1 protein-coding gene is annotated in these 3,109 nt (G+C 72.4%); it reads right to left on the bottom strand.

The annotated features are described in order from the left end of the window. Positions 1–2,949: beta-ketoacyl synthase N-terminal-like domain-containing protein (locus GT042_RS19895; protein ID WP_202533245.1), on the bottom strand; the 2,949-nt coding region annotated here is incomplete at its 3' end. Positions 2,950–3,109: the final 160 nt, after the last annotated feature.

Genomic DNA, 3,109 nt, shown 5'->3' with positions numbered 1-3,109 from the left:
CGCCCGGCCGTCCCCGTACCGGGTGAGCAGGTCGACCAGTTCCGCGGTGTCGCGGGCCACCACGGCGGCCCGGTGTTCCATGGGCCGGCGTCCGACGCGCAGGGTGTGGGCGACGTCGGCGAAGCGCACGTCGGGGTGCTCGGCCAGGAAACGGACCAACTGGTCGGCCTGGGCCCGCAGCGCCTCGGGGGTACGCGCGGACAGCGGTACGACCTGCGGGTCGCCGGTCCCGGCCGGTACGCCGACGTCGCCGGCGTGCTCCGTCCGCGCTTCGTACTCCTCCACCACCATGTGGACGTTGGCCCCGCCGAAGCCGAAGGCGCTGATCCCGGCCCGGCGCGGTGCGGGCAGCCCGGTGCGCGGCTCGGTCGCCCGTGGCCAGTCCCGCCGCTCGCGTGCGACGTAGAAGGGGCTGTCGTCGAAGGGGATCTCCTGATTGAGCCGCTCGGTGTACAGCGTCGGCACGATGGTCCGGTGCCGCATGGACAGCAGCACCTTCGTGAGGGCCGCGATCCCCGCGGCGGCCTCCAGGTGACCGACGTTGGACTTCAACGAGCCCACCGCGCAGAATCCGCGACGGTCGGTGGAACGGCGGTAGGCCTTGGTGAGCGAGGCGATCTCGATCTGGTCGCCCAGCGTGGTGCCCGCGCCGTGCGCCTCGATGCTGGTGATCGTCTCCACGTCGACGTCGGCCCGCCGCAGCGCCTCGAGCACCACCCGGCCCTGCGCGTCCGGGCTCGGTACGGCGAAGCCGCTGGTGCGGCCCGAGTGCTGGACGGCCGACCCCCGGATGACCCCGTAGATGTGGTCGCCCGCCGCCTCCGCCTCGGCCAGCGGCCGCAGCAGTACGGCTCCGACTCCCTCGCCGGGGACGTAGCCGTCGGCGCCCTCGCCGAAGACCCGGCACCGACCGTCGGTGGACAGCAGGTTGTTCTCCGCGAGCCGCAGGTACTTGAAGGGGTGCAGCGACAGATTCACCCCACCGGCGAGGGCGGCCCGGCACTCGCCGCGCCGGATCGCCTCGCAGGCCAGGTGGATGGTGGTCAGCGAGGAGGAGCAGGCGGTGTCGAGCGAGACACTGGGGCCGCGGAAGTCGAAGGCGTACGACACCCGGTTGGTGATCAGGGAGAAGGTGGAGGCGACGATCTGCGGGTTGTCCCGCGCGAGTTCCTCGATGGCGTGGAGCTGGTAGTCGTTCCACATCACGCCCGCGAAGACGCCGACCGCGCCGCCGGTCTGCCGGCCCAGCTCCTCCGGGGTGTAGCCGGCGTCCTCGACGGTGTTCCAGGCGGTCTCCAGGAACAGCCGCTCGTGCGGGTCCATCAGTTCGGCCTGGCGGGGGGAGATGTTGAAGAACAGCGGGTCGAAGTTCTCTATGCCGTCGACGAATCCGCCCCACTTGCCGTGGGTCTTGCCCGGCACGCGCCGTCCGGGCGCGAACCAGGGCGCGTGGTCCCAGCGTTCGGCGGGAACCTCGGTGACGCAGTCCCGGCCGTCCCGCAGCACCCGCCAGAACTCCCGGATGTCCGCCGCGCCCGGATAGCGCCCGGCGAGACCGACGATGGCGATGGGCCCGCTGTCGGGTTCGGGCGGGGAAGCCGGGAGGCGGACCTCGGCGGCAGGCCAGGAGCGTGACTCGGTGACCGGGGTCTCCGCCCCGGCCGGCTCGTCCCGCTCCCGCGGCGCGGATGTGCCGCCGCCGGTCAACCGGTGCCCCTGGCCCTTGAGATGGGCGGCGAGGCTGTTGACCGTCGGGTATTCGAACAACAGGGTCGGATAGAGCTCGGTGCCGAGCAGTTTCTCCAGCGAGACGGCGATGGTGAGCAGGTTGACCGAGTCCAGGCCGAGGTCGTAGAAGCCCCGCTCCTGGTCGACCGGTGCGTCCCCGCTGTTCAGGGCCTTGGCCACCAGGTCACTGATCGCCTCCTCCAGGCTGCGGTGCTCCTCGCCCGGCGTTTCCTCCCCCGGCGGCTCTTCCCCGGGCGGCTCGGCAGGGGGCAGTGACCGGGGCGCGGGCGGAGCCGACGGGGCGCCGGTCTCGCTCTCGGCCAGCCGGGTGATCAGGTCCGCGGTGCGGACCCGTTTGGCACGGAAGCCGGTGATCCGGGCGACGACGGTGCCGTCCGGGTGGCAGATGTGGAGGTCCGCGGTGACGGTCTCGGCGTCCAGTTCCCGTTGCTCGACGCGCGGGACGTACACCTGGGCCGCCGCGCCGAGCCGGCCGTACGCGCGGAACGACTCGATGTAGATCGGGATGAACGGCCGCGCGGCGAGCTCCCGTTGGCCGAGCTCGAACTGGAGGAACGGCACCAGCGTGGAGAAGTCGAGGGTGACCGGGTGGATGTGGAAATGGTCCAGGTACTCCTGGGCGTCGGGGCCGAGGCGTACGTCACCGAGGGAGAAGCCGTCGCCCCGGTAGACGGTCCCGTCCACCTTCATGAAGTCACGGTGGTGGATGTCGACCTGGCGGGCGAAGGCGTACAGCGTGTCGGCGTCGCAGACCTCGTCGGCGGCGGACTTCAGCCGGTCCGTGTCGACGCGTCCCGCGGGCTCGGCCGCGGACAGTCGTATCTCGGCCTGGAAGTTGGTCTCCCACGCCTCGTCCAGCACGACACCGCCGCTGGTCGGACGGCTGCGCACGGTCACCGGCAGGACGCCCTGCGGAGACGGGGAGTCCACCGCGATCTGCAACTGCCGGTCGCGGTCGCCCGCGGCGACCACGGGTGCGATGAACAGGCAGCGGCGAAGTTCCGCCGCGGCCGGGTCCACGCCGGCGTGGCGGAGCAGCCGCAGGACCAGGTCGAGGAAGAAGACGCCCGGCAGGACGGGGGTGCCGTGCACCAGGTGGCCGCGCACGATCTCGTCCTGGGCGGTGACGCTGGTGACCAGGTGGCGGCCGGCCAGCCGGTGCTGGTCGGCCTCGAAGCGGGGATCAACCACGGTCGACATCGTCAGGTCAGCTCCTCGTGGAGTTCGAGCACGGGTCTGCGGGGTGCGGCGGCGGGCCGGGGAGCCGGTCCGGGAACAGCGGGGCCGGCGTCGGACGCGGTGGGCAGGGGCAGGCCGGGTTCCGGCTCCAGCGCGAGCAGCGGTCTGGCGGCTCGCCGGT

The organism is Streptomyces sp. SID3212, assembly GCF_009865405.1.
In the GTDB taxonomy this organism is placed as follows: domain Bacteria; phylum Actinomycetota; class Actinomycetes; order Streptomycetales; family Streptomycetaceae; genus Streptomyces.
This window is presented reverse-complemented; position numbering and strand designations above follow the sequence as displayed.